Genomic DNA, 1,613 nt, shown 5'->3' with positions numbered 1-1,613 from the left:
GTCTATTGACTAATTTTGTTGAAAATTATGATGAAATTACTATGCCACTTGGGACTTATATTTCTCCTGAACAGGCTTGGTTAGCAGTGGCAGATTTTTTAGATAATCCCTATCAACCATCACAGAGAATAAAGTGGGTGAATGATAATGATATTTCATGGACTGATATTTTTTAGTTAAAACCCATAAAAATTTTAGCAAAAGCCATAGAACGACAAAATGCACCCAAATAAATCATCATTAATCAAATAGAGAGTGAATAAAATAATGAGTTATATAGAAGAAGTCGCCCAAGGTAGATGGTATCAACCTGAGTTGGTAAAAGGCTATAGTGAAGATGAAATAAAACAGATAGAAGCACTTTATGGCATTTGTATTCAAGGAGAGTTTAAACAGTTTATGCGCTGTATGGGACGCTCTTCGGGTGGGTTATTAGCAGAAGATAGTATAATGCTATATAACTTTCAGCCTACAATACATATGATTCTTTATAAATCCTATAATGATGAGCTTTTATATTCTAGTGGTTATGACTTTTCCTATAAAAACTCTTTTTTCTTTGCTTGTCTTTCAGAGACTCATCTATATTTTTTAAAAACAACTTCTGATAATCCTGATAGAGTCTATCATCATGTAGAAGGTTCAGAAGATATAAGAGATACAGGTCAAAATTTTACTGAATTTTTAAAAGGGGTGGTGATAAATTTTGGTGATGATACCCCACAAGACTTGCAATACCGTTATACTGGAGAGTTATTACCACAATCAACCCATATTGGTGCAGAATATGTGGATGATTATCTAAACAAACAACAGGCTTATATTAATGAATTAATCAAAATTCACCCTAACCGCCATTATGATATCACCCAAATCAAAGGCTTTAGCTTAAGTGAAATATCAGCATTTGAACATGTTTATAGAGTCTATCATTATTCAGAAGGTTCAGAAGATATATCAGATACAGGTCAAAATTTTACTGAATTTTTAAAAGGTGTGGTACTTGATTTTGGTTATGATACCCCACAAGACTTGCAATACCGTTATACTGGAGAGTTATTACCACAATCAACCCATATTGGTGCAGAATATGTGGACGATTATCTAAATAAACAACAGGCTTATATTAATGAATTAATCAAAATTCATCCTAACCGCCACTATGATATCACCCAAATCAAAGGTTATAGCTTAAGTGAAATATCAGCATTTGAACATGTTTATGAAATTCAGATTACTGGACAGCTTAAAGACTTTATGCACTATATGGGGCGGTCATCTGGTGGGTTACTAAGTGATGATTTTATTTTTTATAATAAAATGAGTTTAATAGAAAAAGTATATTATATTGACAGCGTTTTAGAAAATAAATGGAGAGACCCAGATAATTATAGCCAAGACGATAGATGTTTTATATTTATGACTTATAAACGAGATAATCATTTCTTTTTAGTGACCAATCGTAAAGATGCAGATATGGTGCATCATTATAATAGCTATGACCAAATTTTAGCCAAAACAGGTAAAACCTTTTTAGAGTTTATCAAAGAAGTGATTAAATATAGCTAAATGATAGGACTGGCTTATAAAGAGGTATTAAAAAAGGCGGATAG

1 protein-coding gene is annotated in these 1,613 nt (G+C 31.8%); it reads left to right on the top strand.

Going from position 1 to position 1,613, the window contains the following annotated elements:
• Window positions 1-267 precede the first annotated feature (267 nt).
• Window positions 268-1,569, top strand: a complete 1,302-nt coding sequence (locus tag FHK88_RS07280) for an SMI1/KNR4 family protein (protein WP_227430087.1) — start codon at window positions 268-270, stop codon at window positions 1,567-1,569.
• Window positions 1,570-1,613: the final 44 nt, after the last annotated feature.

This window comes from Psychrobacter sp. I-STPA6b (assembly GCF_020662265.1).
Classification (GTDB): domain Bacteria; phylum Pseudomonadota; class Gammaproteobacteria; order Pseudomonadales; family Moraxellaceae; genus Psychrobacter.
The sequence above is the reverse complement of the archived record's forward strand: the minus strand, read 5'-3'. Positions and strand labels throughout refer to the sequence as shown.